The organism is Microbacterium sp. P2_F9 (assembly GCF_056403635.1).
On record NZ_JBFUFC010000026.1, the window covers coordinates 1 to 14535 of the forward strand.

At 69.8% G+C, this 14535-nt stretch carries 15 protein-coding genes; 6 read left to right on the forward strand and 9 right to left on the reverse strand.

Annotated features, from left to right (window positions below; all coding sequences use genetic code 11):
* The 4 genes from AC1DVT_RS04500 to AC1DVT_RS04515 form a co-directional block, all read right to left on the reverse strand.
* On the reverse strand, positions 1–281 hold a 281-nt coding region (locus tag AC1DVT_RS04500; RefSeq protein ID WP_477386870.1), incomplete at its 3' end, for a DUF3817 domain-containing protein.
* 23 nt (positions 282–304) lie between these two features.
* The gene (locus AC1DVT_RS04505; RefSeq protein WP_477386872.1) at positions 305–736 is read right to left on the reverse strand and encodes a MarR family winged helix-turn-helix transcriptional regulator; all 432 of its coding nucleotides are present in this window, start codon (positions 734–736) and stop codon (positions 305–307) included.
* A gap of 30 nt (positions 737–766) precedes the next feature.
* Positions 767–2824 (reverse strand): elongation factor G, encoded by a 2058-nt coding sequence (locus tag AC1DVT_RS04510; RefSeq protein WP_477386874.1) that lies wholly within the window; start codon positions 2822–2824, stop codon positions 767–769.
* Positions 2825–2894: 70 nt separating this feature from the next.
* Complete coding sequence (locus tag AC1DVT_RS04515) at positions 2895–3917, reverse strand: NAD(P)-dependent alcohol dehydrogenase (RefSeq protein WP_477386876.1); 1023 nt, start codon at positions 3915–3917, stop codon at positions 2895–2897.
* Positions 3918–4026: 109 nt separating this feature from the next.
* On the opposite strand from AC1DVT_RS04515, the gene AC1DVT_RS04520 reads away from it, so the two are divergent.
* A complete protein-coding gene (locus tag AC1DVT_RS04520; protein WP_477386878.1) occupies positions 4027–4719 on the forward strand; it encodes a TetR/AcrR family transcriptional regulator in 693 nt (230 codons plus the stop codon).
* A 17-nt stretch (positions 4720–4736) separates the two neighbouring features.
* Complete coding sequence (locus AC1DVT_RS04525; RefSeq protein ID WP_477386880.1) at positions 4737–5888, forward strand: class I SAM-dependent methyltransferase; 1152 nt, start codon at positions 4737–4739, stop codon at positions 5886–5888.
* Between the two features lie 7 nt (positions 5889–5895).
* On the opposite strand, the gene AC1DVT_RS04530 is transcribed toward AC1DVT_RS04525, so the two are convergent.
* Positions 5896–6552: a hypothetical protein gene (locus AC1DVT_RS04530; RefSeq protein ID WP_477386883.1), complete on the reverse strand. Its 657-nt coding sequence runs from the start codon at positions 6550–6552 to the stop codon at positions 5896–5898.
* Positions 6553–6684: 132 nt separating this feature from the next.
* On the opposite strand from AC1DVT_RS04530, the gene AC1DVT_RS04535 reads away from it, so the two are divergent.
* On the forward strand, positions 6685–7488 hold the full coding sequence (locus AC1DVT_RS04535; RefSeq protein ID WP_477386885.1) for an alpha/beta fold hydrolase: 804 nt from the start codon (positions 6685–6687) through the stop codon (positions 7486–7488).
* Here the strand turns inward: AC1DVT_RS04535 and AC1DVT_RS04540 are convergent.
* Entirely contained in the window at positions 7485–7871 is a 387-nt protein-coding gene (locus AC1DVT_RS04540; protein ID WP_477386887.1) for a DoxX family protein, read from the reverse strand. The two genes, AC1DVT_RS04535 and AC1DVT_RS04540, sit on opposite strands and share 4 nt — an antisense overlap.
* 206 nt (positions 7872–8077) lie before the next feature.
* Here AC1DVT_RS04540 and AC1DVT_RS04545 point away from each other — a divergent pair, with 206 nt between their 5' ends.
* The 3 genes from AC1DVT_RS04545 (at position 8078) to AC1DVT_RS04555 (ending at position 12423) form a co-directional block, all read left to right on the forward strand.
* Positions 8078–10084, forward strand: coding sequence for an ATP-dependent helicase (locus AC1DVT_RS04545; RefSeq protein ID WP_477386889.1), 2007 nt, complete (start codon positions 8078–8080; stop codon positions 10082–10084).
* A gap of 63 nt (positions 10085–10147) precedes the next feature.
* Positions 10148–11299 carry a DUF4232 domain-containing protein gene (locus AC1DVT_RS04550; protein WP_477386891.1) on the forward strand — a complete coding sequence of 384 codons (1152 nt, stop codon included), beginning with the start codon at positions 10148–10150 and terminating at the stop codon, positions 11297–11299.
* Positions 11300–11472: 173 nt separating this feature from the next.
* Positions 11473–12423 carry a manganese catalase family protein gene (locus AC1DVT_RS04555; protein WP_477386893.1) on the forward strand — a complete coding sequence of 317 codons (951 nt, stop codon included), beginning with the start codon at positions 11473–11475 and terminating at the stop codon, positions 12421–12423.
* An 83-nt stretch (positions 12424–12506) separates the two neighbouring features.
* Here AC1DVT_RS04555 and AC1DVT_RS04560 read toward each other — a convergent pair whose 3' ends face one another.
* From AC1DVT_RS04560 to AC1DVT_RS04570, 3 genes are all read right to left on the reverse strand, one after another.
* Positions 12507–13298: a glycosyltransferase family 2 protein gene (locus AC1DVT_RS04560; RefSeq protein WP_477386895.1), complete on the reverse strand. Its 792-nt coding sequence runs from the start codon at positions 13296–13298 to the stop codon at positions 12507–12509.
* A gap of 145 nt (positions 13299–13443) precedes the next feature.
* Positions 13444–13779 carry a PRC-barrel domain-containing protein gene (locus AC1DVT_RS04565; protein ID WP_477386897.1) on the reverse strand — a complete coding sequence of 112 codons (336 nt, stop codon included), beginning with the start codon at positions 13777–13779 and terminating at the stop codon, positions 13444–13446.
* 35 nt (positions 13780–13814) lie between these two features.
* A complete protein-coding gene (locus AC1DVT_RS04570) occupies positions 13815–14474 on the reverse strand; it encodes a hypothetical protein (protein WP_477386899.1) in 660 nt (219 codons plus the stop codon).
* Positions 14475–14535 lie beyond the last annotated feature (61 nt).

Consider the following 14535-nt stretch of genomic DNA (forward strand, 5'->3'; position numbering starts at 1 on the left):
GTGCGATGCAGCCACAGCTCGACCGGGATGGTGGCGTACGGGATCACCGTGCTGACAAGCGCGACGAGGGTCGGTCGCACGGTCCAGCGGTTGTTCTTCGCCACGAGGATCGCGGTGGCGCCATACGACAGGAACACCAGTCCGTGGATCGCACCGCCGATCGTCGTGGCGATCGCGAGTCCTGTGGTGGCGCGCAGGATCAGGCCGATGATGAGCAGGGTCCACGAGATCGCCTCGGCGACCGCGAGCACTCGAAAGAGATTCAGGGGGGTTCGGAACACCCCTTCAGTATAACTGAAGCCCTTCAGTCTTCCTGAAGGTTCGCCCCGAACGGCTCGTCGTGCGGTTCGCCTTCCAGCGCGCGGGTGAGCGTCGGGGCTCCGCCGGCGAAGGCGGCATCCAGCCGCGCGAGGCGCCGCTCGGCCTCGGCGAGCGCGGATTCGCCCTTCGCGGTAGGTCGCAGATCGGATGCCGCGCCGGCCTGTGCCGTGGCATCCGACACGAGGCCCTCCTCCTGGAGCGCCCGCACCGCGGTGTGCGCGGTCTGCACCGTGATCTGCGAGCGGCGGGCGAGTTCGGAGAACGAGATGCCCGGCGTGACGTGGATGTGCGCGAGCAGCCCGTACTTGCGAGTCGTCAGGCCGAGGTCCTTCAGTGCCCCCGTCAGCTGTGCGTCCCACACGCTCGACAGAGTCAGCAGTGCGATGACCGGACTGAAAGGCGGGCGCTCAGACATGGATCCCCATCGTAGCGAGCGCGTGCACGCTCAGGCGGGAGCGCGCTCGTACCGGTCCGGGGCGATCGTCAGCTCGGCTTCGCCGCCGGTGAGGGCGCGCAGGTCGAGCACGTACCGGCCCAACTCGGCATCTGGCACGCTCGCGATGACCCGGGCGCGGCCTTCGTCGGCGGTCTCGCTCGCGATGACCCGCCCACGTCGACCGGAAAGATCGGTGAGCACGGGACCCTGGTGATCGGCCGGAACCGTGACGGTGACGATGGACACCGGTTCGAGTCGCACGGTGCCGGCCTCGGCGAGCGCGGCCTTCACCCCGAGCGACGCCGCGGTGCGGAACGCCATCTCGGACGAGTCCACCGAATGCGCCTTGCCGTCGAGGAGTTCGACCCGGACGTCGACGACCGGATGCCCGAGCGGACCACCGGAGGCGAACGCCTCGCGGGCGCCCCGCTCGACGGCGGGAATGTAGGAGCGCGGCACGGAGCCGCCCACGACGGAATCGATGAATTCGAAGCCACCCCCAGGCGCAAGCGGCGACACCCGCACGTGCACGACGGCGAACTGGCCGTGCCCGCCCGACTGCTTCTTGAGCTTGCCCTCCGCCTCGGCCGTGCCGGAGATCGTCTCGCGGTACGCGATCGGAGCGCTGTCCGTCGTGACGTGCACGCCGAGGACGCGGGCCAGCCGCTCGACGCCGACGGCGATGTGCGTCTCCCCGAGGCCCCGCAGCAGCGTGTCGCTTCCGGCCCGATCGACTACGAGGGTCGGATCCTCGGCGACGAGGCGCGCCAGCGCCGTCGTGAGCTTGGCATCATCGGACTGCGACACCGGCTCGAGGCTCACCGCGAAGACCGGCGCGCGCACGGGGAGCGGGATCGGGCGCGCCCCGCCGCTGGTCCTCGTCCACAGCAGCGACCCGGCCGGACTCCCGGTGAGCTTGGCGACCGCGCCGATCTCTCCGGCGCGCAGCGAATCCGCCTGCAGGTGCTCGGCCCCGCGGAGGCGGAAGATGCCGGCGATGCGCTCTTCGACGCCGGTGGTGGCATTGTGCAGCCGATCCCCCGGCCGCATCACCCCCGACAGCACCTTGAGCATCGCGACCTGACCGACGAACGGATCGGCGACCGTGCGGAACACGTGCACGAGCGCCTCCCCCGCCGGATCGGGCGCGACGCGATGCTCGCTGCCGCCGTTTCCGTCGGCATCGACGCCGAGGAGGATCCGCCCGTCATGCGTGCCGCCGGACGGGGCGAGGTCGCAGATCAGGTCGATGATGTGGTCGATCCCCGTCCCGGTGACGGCGGAGCAGAGGATGACGGGCACCACCTCGCCCGCGGCGACCGCCTTCGCCAGCGTGCGCTCCAGGTCGGGTGACGAGGGCTCGTTCCCGTCAAGGTAGGCCTCGAGCTGCTCGTCGTCGCGGGAGACGATCTCCTCGGTGACCTCCTGGTGCAGGCGATGCTCCTCCACCGCGATGCCCTCGGGGAGCGCGTCACCATGGTGGTGGCCGGACTCGTCGTAGACGAGCGCCTCCTCGGAGAGGAGGTCGGCGATCCCGTGGAAGTCCGCCTCCTCGCCGAGGGGCAGCTCGAGCGGCCAGAGCGTCTCGCCGAAGGCGGTGCGCAGCTGCGTGAGCGAGCGCCGGAAGTCGGCGCGCGCGCGATCCTCCTGGGTTACGACGATGATGCGCGGCACACCCGCGGCCGCCGAGACCGCCCAGGCGGCGCGGGTGCCGCCGGTGACGCCGTCGACAGCACTCACCACCACCACCGCGACATCCGCGATGGAGAGCGCACCGTCCACGGCGCCGATGAAGTCCGGATGCCCTGGCGTGTCGATGAGCGTCACGTCCCGCTCGGTGCCGTCTTCGCGCCACGTGAACCACGCAGGCGCGAGCCCGAGGGTGGCGCCCCGCGCGATCTCCTCCGGCTCGTGATCCAGCGTTGTCGTCCCCTGCTCGACGCTCCCCATCCGCGGGATCGCGCCCGCTCGGTACAGCAGCGCCTCCGCGAGGGTCGTCTTGCCCGAGCCCATCGCGCCGATGAGCGCCACCGTCCGGTGGGTGGAGAGAGCGGATGTCGCTGCCAAGGGGTCCTCCCGCGTCATCGCGGACCAATTGCGACCATCGTCCCCCGGATCGCGGAAGCGCACCAGTGGCTCACGCCATGCGCAGCACCACGTTCCCGCGCTTGTGGCCGGTGTCCACGCGGCGATGCGCCAGGGCCACATCCGCGAGCGGATGGACGCTGTCGATGACGGGGACGAGCGTGCCGGATTCGGCGAGCTCCGTCATCCGTCGCAAGGCCTCACCAGCGGTGATCTTGGTGCCCTGGTAGGTGACGAGCGCGCCGCTGCGGCGTGAGTTTCGGCGGGTGCCGAGCATCCCCTTCAGATCGGCGATGACGAGCAGGAGCGCTCCACCGCGGCGCAGGATCGGCGCCACCCGTTCGAACGGCGCGTTGCCGACGCACTCGACGATCACGTCGTAGGTGAGGCCCTCCGCGGCGAAGTCGGTGGTCGCGTAGTCGATGACGCGCTGCGCGCCCAGCGAGCGCACGAGCTCGGCGTTGCCGGCACTCGTCACCGCCGTCACCCGAGCGCCGGCTGCCGCAGCCAGCTGGATCACGATGCTCCCGACCGCACTCGACCCGCCGTTGACCAGGACTTCGGTGCCTTCGCCCAGCTCCACGCGATCGAGGAACGACAGGGCGGTGAGAGCCCCAAACGGCAGCGCGGCCGACTGCTCGAATGTCAGGTTCGCGGGCTTGCGGAACACGTCCTTCGCCTTGAGTGCGACGAACTCCGCGTGACAGCCCATGTCGAACCCGCGGATCGCGAGGACCTCGTCGCCCACGGCGAACCCGCGCACCTGGCTTCCGACCGCGTCGATCACTCCGGCGGCGTCGGTGCCGAGGATCGGATGCCGCGGCCGGAACACCCCGATCATCACGAGCCCGAGCGCCCCGAGTCCGCGGGGCAGGTCGCGCGAGCGCATGCGATGGTCGGCGACGCTCACGCCTGCGGCTCGGACGCGCACGCGGACTTCGTCGGGGCGAGGCTCCGGGACCGCGACCGTCTCGATGCTCACGACCTCCGGGCCGCCGAACCGGCGGGCGACTGCCGCCCGCATCGTCTTGGCTGAGGCGCTGGACCCTGCCGCGTGCCGCGAAACAGTGGTCATGATCGCTCCCTTACGTCGTAAGTATTACACTGTAAGGTAGCGCGGCATCCGCCGCGCGTCCAGACCCCGGGCGAATATCGCGCGCTACGGTGAGGAAGGAGGTGGACGGATGCCGGGACGCAGGCTCGCCGAGCGCTCGCCGCTCACGCAGGACAGGGTGCTCGAGGCCGCGACCGCGATCGCCGACCGCGAGGGCATCGACGCCCTCACCATGCGCCGCCTGGCCGACGACCTCGGCGTCGAGGCGATGTCGATCTACTACCACCTGCCCAACAAGGACGCGATCCTCGACGGGCTCGTCGAGCGCACCTTCGCCGAGATCGAGACCGAAGTGGGCGGTTTCGGCGCGCAGGGGCCCGATGCGCTGTGGGCGCAGTCGCTGCGGGCGCGGATCCTCGGAGCCCGGCGCGTGATGCTGCGCCACCCCTGGGTGCCGCAGGTCATGGAGTCCCGCTCGACGCTGGGACCGACGATGGCCCGCTATGTCGACGGCAGCGTCGGGATCATGCATGCCGGCGGGGTGTCGTTCGACCTCATCCATCACGCGCTGCACGCCCTCGGCAGCCGTCTGTACGGCTTCACCCAGGAGCTCCGCATGGACAGCTCTTCCAGCGACGGCTCGTCCACGCCATCCGAGGACGAACTCGCGAGCATGATCGCACTCGCCCCGAACCTCGCCGCGATGCTGGCCGAGGTGGTGCACGATGACCCCGACTCGACCCTCGGCTGGTGCGACGACCAGACCGAGTTCGAGTTCGGTCTCGACATCCTGCTCGACGGCCTCGAGCGTCGCGCGCGCTGAGCGCACAGGTTCACCGCATGCCCGCGGGCTACCGTGGGGACGTGGAATCTCCCCTAGACGCGCTGCGGCGCTGGCCCGACGTCGAGTCCCCCGATCTGCCGGCAGCGGATGCCGCCGACCGGCTCATCCTCGATGAGTCCGCCGAGGCGCGCGCGCAGGTGAGCGGAGGGCGGCTCGTGGTCATCGGCGATGGCTACGGCGCGCTCGCACTCGGGTCCGCGGCCGACGCCTCCGAGCGAGAAGCCGGTGGGCTCGGCATCCGTGTCCACCAGGACACCGTGACCGGCGAACGAGCGCTGGCGGCGAACGCCGAGACGCTCGGGCTCTCCGGCACGTACCGCTCGCTCGCGTTCGACGCTGAACTCGTGCGGGATGCCGAGATCGTGCTCGTGCGCCTCCCCCGGTCCCTCGACGCGCTGCGGGACATCGCCGGTCTGATCGCCGCGCACGCGTCACCTGAGGTGCGGGTGTTCGCCGGTGGGCGGCTCAAGTACATGACGACGTCGATGAACGACGTGCTCCGCGAGCACTTCACCACGGTCGATGTCACGCATGCGCGGCAGAAGTCGCGGGTGCTCGTCGCCCGCGGCCCGCATGACGGCCGTGACCCGCAGCCGCGGAGTGAGGTGCACGACGGACTCGTCGTGTCGGCGTTCGGCGGAGCCTTCGCCGGTACGGGGATCGACATCGGCACGCGCTTCCTGCTCGAGAGCCTGCCCGACGACATCCCGCAGGCTGATCCCGCGGTCGACATGGCGTGCGGCACCGGAGTCGTCGCTGCCTGGCTGGCTCGCCGGCATCCGGAACTGCAGGTGTATGCGAGCGATCAGTCCTCGATCGCCGTCGCGTCGGCTCGCGCCACGGCCGCAGCGAACGGCGTTGAGGATCGCGTGACCATCGTCCGCGAGGACGCGCTCTCGGGCCTGCCGGACGCGAGCGCCTCGTTCATCACGCTCAATCCGCCGTTCCACGTCGGCGGCGCCATTCATGAGGGCCTCGCTCCACGCCTGTTCGGCGACGCGGCGCGGGTGCTCCGGCCGGGCGGCGAACTGTGGACGGTATGGAACTCCACCCTGTTCTACCGCCCGGCCCTCGAGCGCCTCGTCGGACCGACGCGTCAGGTCGCGCGCAACAAGAAGTTCACGGTCGCGGTGTCGGTCAAGGCGTAGCGGCGGATCACGGTTCCGGGGTCGGCAGCGGCTGAACAGCCGTCGACGGCCCGAACACGGTCCAGGTGCCGTCAGCGCACTCGTAGTAGTCGGTGGGGATGGCAGCGGTGTCGATGTACACGTCGCCATCCGTCACGCAGGTTTCATCGTCGGGTGCGCCGGCACCGAGCAGCACCTGAGTGCCCGCCGTCCCCGGCGCACCGGCTTCGCCAGCCTCTCCCGGGGTGCCCGCCGGTCCGGTCTCACCGGTCAGGTTCTCGGCGGCGTTGGTGCGGATGTTGCCCACCCACACCCAGTCGTCCTGGAACACGTACACATCGGCCGTCTTGCGGTCGATGTACACGTCGCCCTCGTAGCCCTTGCCGGATTCGGGCGCACCGGTTCCAGCACGCACAGCCGACCCGGCGGGCAGAATCTCGGCGATGATCTCCTCGTAGTCCGCGGAGACCTCCTCGCTGGCGCTGGCCGTCGGGGCGGGCGCGGCCTCTTCTTCGTCGCCATCCGCCGACCGCGCGAGCCACGAGCCGAGGAACGCCGCCACGAATGACAGCACCACCACCGCGACACCGATCCAGATGAGAGCCGTCCGACTCACGCCGGCCGGCGGGGGTGCGGCGGCTGTGCTGCCGGGAGTCGGTGTGGGGTTGGTCTGGCCAGCGCTCATCGGCGGGTCCTTCCGGCTGCGCCCGGCGAGTCGGGCGATTCGCCGAAAGCCTAGGGGCTGACTCGGCCCGGTGCCATCATCCCGCCGGGGTGATCTGCGCGGACAATGGGTAGTGAACCCGAAGGAGCACCAATGGCCACCCTCACCTCCGCCGACGGCAYCCGGATCGCGTACGACATCGTGGGCGACGGGCCGGCCGTCATCCTGATCGACGGCGCCATGTGCTTCCGCGGCGGTGGGCCGATGCGGCCGATCGCCGAAGCGCTGAGGGGCCGGCTGCGCGTGGTGCTCTACGACCGCCGGGGCCGTGGCGAGAGCGGCGACACCCTGCCATTCGCCGTTGAGCGCGAGATCGAGGACATCGCCGCGCTCATCGACGCCGCGGGAGGCCGGGCCGCGCTCTTCGGCATCTCGTCCGGGGGCGCGCTCGCGCTGCGGGCGGCTGCTGCGCTCGGCCCCACGGTCGTGTCGGCGCTCGCCGTGTATGAGGTGCCGTTCATGCCCCCAGGCGCCCTCGCAGGCGCGGCGGAGTACACCGCGGCGCTCGGCGCAGCGCTCGCCGCCGGCCTCCCCGATGAGGCGGTCGCTGCATTCCTGCGCCGAGTAGGCACACCGGATGCCGGGATCGCGGGTGTGCGCCAGTCACCTGGCTGGCCGGGGATGGTGGCCCTCGCGCCGACGCTCGCCTACGACGACGCCGCGATGGGCGACAGCACAGTGCCGTTCGATCTCGCGGCGGGGCTCAGCATCCCGACCCTCACCCTGGCCGGCGGAGCGAGCCCGGAGTTTCTCTCGTACGGCGTCAGTACCTTGGCCGAAGCCGTGCCGGGCGCACGGTTCGAGGTGGTCGAGGGGCAGGACCACGATGTGAGCGCGGCCGCGATCGCCCCGCTCCTCTTGGGGTTCCTCGACCCGCGGGCGGCCGCGGCCGGTTAGGCGTGCGTGCTCGTGCGGGTCGACCAGATCGCCCAGGCCACCAGCGCGGGCTGGAAGAAGAGGCGCACGAGTCGCTTGGTGTCGGTGTCGAGTCCGAAGCCGTCGCGGTGCTTGACGTACTGCTCGATGTTCCCGGGGAAGACCGCGACGAAGAGTGCCGCCACGATCGCACCGACCGCGCTGCGTGACTTCGGCAGTACGACGAGCGCGGCGCCGAGCATGACCTCGACCACACCCGAGGCGACGACGACCGCGTCTTTGTCCAGCACCTTGGTGGTGAGGTCGGGCACTTGAGCCTGGAACTCCCGTCGCCCCCAGAACAGATGGCTCGCGCCGGCGAACACCAGACTTAGGGCAAGAGCCCACCGCGCAACATGTCTCATGCGGCCCAGCCAACCACAGCCCAGTGCCCTTCGGCTCAGGTCGGGACGAACCGGAGCGTGGGCGGGGGCCTATCGACGTAGGTGCATGCGGCACCCGGGAAAGCGGCAGTGTTCGTCGCGCACGCGCGGGAGTCTGGCCCACTTCGAGACGACCGCGAACTCGGCATGGCGGCGGAGTGTCGGGGGTTCTCGTTATCGTCACCTCCGTGGCACTAAGCGATGCACTTGCCGGGCTGGATCCGGCTCAGCTCGAGGCAGTCGAGCACGGCGATGGGCCGCTTGTGGTCGCGGCAGGGGCCGGCACCGGCAAGACGCGCGTGCTCACCGCGCGAGTTGCGCGGCTGCTCGAGGCGGGGGTAGCACCTGAACGGATCCTGCTGCTGACATTCACTCGGCGGGCGGCATCCGCGATGCTCTCTCGCGCCGCGGCCATGTGCGGCGACGCTCAAGCTGCGCAGCGCATGGCCGGCGGCACGTTCCATGCCGTCGCGCACCGCGTCGTCGCCGAGCATGCGCAGCATCTGGGGCTGGCGGATGTGACGGTCATCGATCCCGACGACRTCATCGACCTGATCGACCTGCTCCGCGGGGAGCACGGGCTCGACGGCACCGAGGTGCGGCTGCCCACGACACGCACCATCGCCGACATCGCCTCCCGCGCGATCAACACCGCGACCCCGGCCCGCGCCGTCATCGAAGAGCAGTTTCCGTGGGCGCTCGAGCAGGCCGACGCGGTCGTCGGCCTGCTGCGGCATTACCGCGACCGCAAGCGCGAGCGCGGCCTGCTCGACCTCGATGATCTGCTCATCGCGTGGCGGGCGCTGGTCGCTGATCCCGATGTCGGAGCGCGGCTGCGGGCGCGCTGGGACTGGGTGCTCGTCGACGAGTACCAGGACGTCAACCAGCTTCAGGTGGACATCGTGCGCGGCCTCAGTCCCGACGGCCGCGGGCTCACGGTCGTCGGCGACGACGCACAGGCGATCTACGCGTTCCGAGGGGCGAGCGCCGGCCACCTGCTCGAGCTCATCGACGCGTACCCGGACGCCACGCTCGTGCGCCTCGAACGCAACTTCCGTTCCACACAGCCGATCCTCGACCTCGCGAACGAGGTGCGCCCGGGCGAACTGAGGCTGCGGCTCGTCGCCGACCGTCCGCAGCCGGGCGCCCGACCGACGCTGGTCACCTGCCGGAACGCCGACGACGAGGCCCGCACGATCGCGGACCGCATCCTCGCCGCGCACGTCGATGGCACGCCGCTGCGCTCGCAGGCCGTGCTGATGCGCACCGGATCCCACAGCGCGCAGCTCGAGGTCGAGCTCAAGGTGCGGGCGATCCCGTTCCACAAGTTCGGCGGGATCGGCTACCTGGAGACGTCGCATGTGCGGGACTTGCTGGCGAGCTTCCGAGTGGTGCTCAATCCCGCAGATGAGGTGTCCTGGTACCGCCTGCTCACCCGCCACCGCGCGATCGGCAAAGCGAGTGCACGCGGACTCGCCAGGATCCTCGCGGACGGGGGCGTCGATCGCACGGCCGACGCGGTCGCGGCGGCCCCGGCGAAGGCGCGCACCCGGCTCGCGTCGACCCTGTCGCTGCTGGGTGCCGTCGACTCCACGACCGCCGTGCCGGAGCTGGTCGAAGCATGCCGAGGCGCGGTGGATCCACTGCTGCGCGCGCACTATCCGGATTGGCACCGTCGGGTGACCGAAGTCGACGGCATCGCTCAGGCCGCCGCTCAACAGAGCGATCTCCGCACGTTCGTCAGTGAGCAGGCGATCGACCCGGTGAACGTCGCCGGCGACTGGGCGAAGCAGCCACATCTCGACGAGGACTGGCTGACCCTGTCCACGATCCACTCCGCGAAGGGGCTGGAGTGGGAGAGGGTGCACCTCATCCGCGCGAACGACGGTGCGATGCCCTCGGACATGGCACTCACCTCGCCCGCCGGCCTCGCCGAGGAGGAGCGACTCTTCTACGTCGCTCTCACCCGCGCGCGCGACGACCTCGACGTGTACGTGCCCTCCCAGCTGCCCACGCATCCCACCGCGTTCCTCGCCAAACACGTCGCCGCCAAGCCCAGCAGGTTCCTGACCGAGCCCGCTCGCGCTCTCATGGAGTCGGTCAGCACCGCCGCCGCAAACCCCGAGCCTGCGATCAAACGGACCGTCGCGGCGCCGCGCGTGCTCACGGACGCGTTCGACGAACTCTTCGCCTGAAGGCGAGGGCTCACCCCGGACACCTCGCGGATCGGGACGGCGGATGAGTCAGGATGAGAGGCGATGCGCACATCAATCAGCCGCCGCCTGCTCGCATCGAGCGCTCTCGCGGCCGCACTCTGGCTCCTGTTCGCTGTCGTCCGCTGGGCCTTGTGGCAGATGCAAGGGTCCGCTGCCCAACTCGCCCTTCTGGTGCCCGAGGTGGTGCCGTCGGGACTGATGTGGGGCGAAAGCGGTCTGTGGATCCTCACGCTCGTCATCAGCGGGACCGCAGTCGCGCTCGCGCATGCGTTGTTCACCGCGGCCGCGAGCCGGGGCAGCACAACGCTGGTCGCAGCCTGGTTCGCGACCGTCGCAGCGGGCGCGCTGGTCGGGCTTGCCCTGGACATCGCCGGCGCCTGGGGATCCCTCGCCACCTTCGGACCACGCGGGCTGCTGGTCGGCGAGTTCGGCGCCGCCGCAGCATCCGGCGCCGTGTGGGGGCTGGCGGTGGGGTGGATGCCAGGCCTGGTCGCCCGCACGCCGGCTCCCGTTGGGGCCGGCGCAGAGGATCCGGTGACCGGCACGCGGCGACCCGCCTGGCTCCTGCCGGCCGCAGCCGTCGCCGTGATCGCCGTGGTCACGAGCGGCGTGGCGGCCGACAACGCGCGCACTGCCGCTATCGAGGCGGATGCCGCCGCGCGACAGGAGGCTGAGGCGGCCGTCACCTTCGGCGCCCTGCCTGACCCCGACGCGCCAGGAGTGCCGGTGCCCGATAAGGCGGACGCCTCCCCCGACCTGGACCCGGAGTGGTGCACGCCCGAAAAGGCGATGCTGCTGAAGGGCGAGCCCGATGCGGCGACCGGGCACCGCGGCCTGCCGATCCGGCTGATGAACTTCTCGGACGAGCCGTGCGTGATCGAGGGGTACCCCGATGTGGCGTTCGGCGACCAGAATCAGCACCTGCTCGCGGTGACGGTCGAGCAGGGCGGGTCGTTCATGGCGCAGGACCCGGGTCCCCAGCGCATCGAGGTGCCCGCCGGCGGCTACGCGGTCTCTGTTCTCGGCTGGGATGCCGCGTCGCCGCACGGTGCACTCGTCACGAAGACCGTCTACGCCGCGCCGACCGCCGGTATGACCCGGGGCTCCTGGCCGATCGATCTCGACATCGTCGAAGGCTCGACCGTCGCCATCACCGCCTGGGCGATCGACGCGAATTCTGCACCCGCCGGGTGAACGCTGCCGGGCGGTCTCCGATGTCAAACCGGGGAACATCCTCATCACGGGGGACGGATCCGCTGGGGCCTGCCTCGCGCGCCTGGGATACTACGGCCGCAGCCAACCGTCCAGCCACCTGTTCGCGCGTCGGATCGGGCGGAGAGTGAGGGGACGACGCCGAGGAGGCCCCCATGTACTTTCATCTGCAGCAGCTGATCAACGAGATCGAGCAGGACGAGCCGGATCCCGCGGCCGCGAACGCGCTCCAGGAGGGCCTCGGCGGTCAGTTCGGCGAGATGCGCACGATGATGCAGTACCTGTTCCAGAGCATCAACTTCCGCGGTCCCGCGGCCAAGCCGTACCGGGACCTGATCCAGGGGATCGGCACCGAGGAGATCAGCCACGTCGAGCTGATCGGCACGACCATCTCGCGGCTCCTGGACGGCTCCCCTGCCTACCAGGGCAAGAAGGGCGCCCCGGTGGATGCCCCCGGCGCAGGCGGCGCGATCCCGCTCAGCATCGCCCTCGACCACGGCAACATCCACCACTACCTCGTCGGCGCGCAAGGCGCGCTGCCCGTGGACTCGGTGGGCAATCCGTGGAGCGGCAGCTACGTCTACAACTCCGGCAACCTGGTGCTTGATCTGCTGTACAACCTGATGCTCGAATCGACCGGGCGCCTGCAGAAGTGCCGGCTCTACGAGATGACCGAAAACAAGATGGCCCGCTCGACGATTTCGTACCTGATCGTGCGCGATCAGGCGCACGAGAACGCCTACGCGAAAGCGCTTGAGTCCCTCGGGGTGAATTGGAAGGGCACCCTGCCGATCCCCAAGACCAACGCCGAGCGCTTCCCGGAGGTCAAACGACTGCTGGACCTGGGATTGCAGAGCAAGCAGTTCTCGTTCGACCTGGGCGACCAGTCCGAAGCGGGCAGGATCTTCCGCGGGATGTCGCCCTCCAAGGACGGCACGAAGCTCGACGCCAGCGAACAAGCGCCCCAGGGCGTCCCCTCCGAAATCTCACCGCAACGGCCCGAGGAGTTCTCCCCGGGAGCGGACACCGATCTGATCGCCCTCATCGAGGCGACCGCCGCGATGGAGATGGCCGAGATCGACGCCACCTTCGGAAGGCTCAGCTGAGGTGACCGAAATGACCGAAATGGTCAACACGCGGCACACCGGACCACAACCCAGAGACACCAACGGCAGTCAGATGGATGCCGTCATCGCCTGACCCTCGGGGTCGGGTCCGGTATGGCCATCCCCCGGCCGCTCCACGTGAGGAGATGGCGTCGCAGGATCCGAAGCCATCGAAACGGCGGAAACTCTCTTGGCCAGTGCAGGATCACGGTGTGGAATCCCCTGCGCACCCTCAACAGATAGGACCGCGGGTCGGTCAGCGGCCGGAGCGCTATGGCCATACGCAGGCTCGAGTCGAAGACGATGCGGTGACCGCGACCCAGGTGAAATGCCAGATCGAGGTCATCGTGAACAAGCGGGTCGGCACGATGCACATCTCCGGTCACCGCCCGCCACGCGGAGCGACGCATCGCGAAGTTCGAGCCGAAGAGCGGCACATGCCCCAACGTCGCGGTGAGGACGATGAAGTAAGAGCCGAGATAGATGGCCGCCAATGGGCGACGCAGCACGAGCGGGCCGTCTGCGAAAACCGCCCCACCCGTGACAGCGGCCACGTCCGGCTGCCGCTCCAGCGCTGCGACCACGCTCTCCAACCAATGCGAGTCAGGAACACAATCAGCGTCCAGCCGGGCGACGATGTCACCGGTTGCGGCATCGTACCCGGCCGCGCTGGCAGCCGGAATACCGCCCCCCGGGTGCGGAATCAGGCGACAGCCGAAGTGCTGGGCGACGACGGGGCTCCCATCGCGAGAACCGTTGTCCACAACGACGATCTCGTCAGGAGCGAGGGTTTGGCCACGCAGGGCTTCCAGGCACACGCGCAAACCTGCGGCATCGTCCTTGACCGGGATGACGACGGAGACAGTCGGGACCATCCAGTCAGGATCGCCCGTCGGTGGAATGCCGGCACCCCCCTTGACCCCAACCCTCAGCGCGGATAGCCACTCGCGCGCCTACGTGGACGGCCAGCCCGACGCGCTCGACCTTGCGGAAGTACCGCAGCTCGGGGTGACGACAGTGTCACCGCTCGGCAGGTTGGTCCGGGCCGAACTCTCGGTAGTAGGCGAGCAGGCTTGCCTCGTCGACGCTGGACAGTTCACCGTCGTCTGCGATCCGAGGAGCGTTCTTCACAGCGTCCTTCGAGTAGGGCAGGTGCAGGTTCCCGCCCACCTCGTCTGCGTGCTCCACCGGGACGAAGGAGTGGGACGTGCCGAAAAGCCCACTCTTGACCGTCGCCCACGTCGGCGTGCCAGTCGCGGGATCGACGAAGATCTGACCCACGGTGCCGATCTTGTTGCCGTCGGCATCTGTCACGTCGACGCCGACCAGGCTGGCGCTGTTCTGGCTGCTGATCATTTCAACTCCGCTCCGCTCATTGATCCGCGACCGCACTAGCGGCCGAGGCCAACCCTGTCGACCTTGCGGTGGTAGCGCATGCCGGCCATGCCGCCGAGGATCGCACCGATGAGAGTGACCGCGGCAGCGCCGAGCGCGGTCAGGATGCCGGTGAGCGTCGCGGTCTCGGGTGTCACGGGGATGCGGGGGAAACTGTTGAGGTTGCCGAGGATGTCCCACTGACTGCCCGCGAATGCGGTGATGATGGCGACGACGATGGCGATCGCGACGGCCCAGATCCACACCGCCAGTCCCTGCTTGATCCCACTGAAACGCGCCATCCGCCCGGCGACATATCCGCCCGCGAAGTAGGCGATGAACAGGACCAGCCCCAGCACGATGGCGCTGATGATCCCGACCAGAGCGGGGTTGTCGGCCGCGGCGCCCGCGGCCCCGTCGACAGTGCCGTCGAGGCCAAATCCGAGGGCTGCGCCGATGGCGGCGACGAGTGCGGTGAGCATGACGGCGGTTCCGGTGGCGGTCAGCCAGCCGAAGAAGGCGGAACCGAACTTGAAACCGCCGAACTCGGCTTGTTCGCGGGCCAGGACATCCCGCTGCAGGGTGTGTTTGGGGTCCACCGGAACAGCGGCGCTGGTCGAGGTCGCGTCATAGAGGGGTGCCCCAGGCTGCCGCGGTTCGGAGATATCTGAGCTCATACCGAGAAGCTATGCGGCCGCCCCCTCGACTGCCGGGTGGGTTGTCACGACCACCTGATGC

What these genes read in the sequence shown, in the direction of transcription:
- AC1DVT_RS04530 (WP_477386883.1), bottom strand. Translation starts at nt 6,552, where the DNA reads ATGAGCGCTGGCCAGACCAACCCCACACCGACTCCCGGCAGCACAGCC.
- AC1DVT_RS04505 (WP_477386872.1), bottom strand. Translation starts at nt 736, where the DNA reads ATGTCTGAGCGCCCGCCTTTCAGTCCGGTCATCGCACTGCTGACTCTG.
- AC1DVT_RS04525 (WP_477386880.1), top strand. Translation starts at nt 4,737, where the DNA reads ATGCCCGCGGGCTACCGTGGGGACGTGGAATCTCCCCTAGACGCGCTG.
- AC1DVT_RS04520 (WP_477386878.1), top strand. Translation starts at nt 4,027, where the DNA reads ATGCCGGGACGCAGGCTCGCCGAGCGCTCGCCGCTCACGCAGGACAGG.
- AC1DVT_RS04565 (WP_477386897.1), bottom strand. Translation starts at nt 13,779, where the DNA reads ATGATCAGCAGCCAGAACAGCGCCAGCCTGGTCGGCGTCGACGTGACA.
- AC1DVT_RS04540 (WP_477386887.1), bottom strand. Translation starts at nt 7,871, where the DNA reads ATGAGACATGTTGCGCGGTGGGCTCTTGCCCTAAGTCTGGTGTTCGCC.
- AC1DVT_RS04515 (WP_477386876.1), bottom strand. Translation starts at nt 3,917, where the DNA reads ATGACCACTGTTTCGCGGCACGCGGCAGGGTCCAGCGCCTCAGCCAAG.
- AC1DVT_RS04560 (WP_477386895.1), bottom strand. Translation starts at nt 13,298, where the DNA reads ATGGTCCCGACTGTCTCCGTCGTCATCCCGGTCAAGGACGATGCCGCA.
- AC1DVT_RS04555 (WP_477386893.1), top strand. Translation starts at nt 11,473, where the DNA reads ATGTACTTTCATCTGCAGCAGCTGATCAACGAGATCGAGCAGGACGAG.
- AC1DVT_RS04550 (WP_477386891.1), top strand. Translation starts at nt 10,148, where the DNA reads ATGCGCACATCAATCAGCCGCCGCCTGCTCGCATCGAGCGCTCTCGCG.
- AC1DVT_RS04570 (WP_477386899.1), bottom strand. Translation starts at nt 14,474, where the DNA reads ATGAGCTCAGATATCTCCGAACCGCGGCAGCCTGGGGCACCCCTCTAT.